Genomic DNA, 230 nt, shown 5'->3' on the forward strand with positions numbered 1-230 from the left:
GAAGATGAACTGGCCGCGGAGATCGCAGCCAAAGCTTCAACCGTCAAAGCCTTCGAGCGCAGGCGTCCGTCACGCAAGCCCTTTCCCGAACATCTGCCACGCGAGCGCATCGTCATCGCCGCTCCCGCCAATTGCGCCTGCTGCGGATCGGCCAAATTGTCGAAGCTTGGCGAGGACATCACCGAGACCCTGGAGGTCATCCCGCGCCAGTGGAAGGTCATCCAGACGGT

The 230-nt window shown here is 62.2% G+C and carries 1 protein-coding gene; it reads left to right on the forward strand.

The window, feature by feature from the left end:
* A partial coding sequence (locus T18_RS27995; RefSeq protein ID WP_323455265.1) for an IS66 family transposase zinc-finger binding domain-containing protein occupies positions 1–230 on the forward strand: 230 nt, incomplete at both ends.

Origin of the sequence: Rhizobium sp. TBD182, assembly GCF_001950375.1 — a bacterium.
In the GTDB taxonomy this organism is placed as follows: Bacteria; Pseudomonadota; Alphaproteobacteria; order Rhizobiales; family Rhizobiaceae; genus Agrobacterium; species Agrobacterium tumefaciens.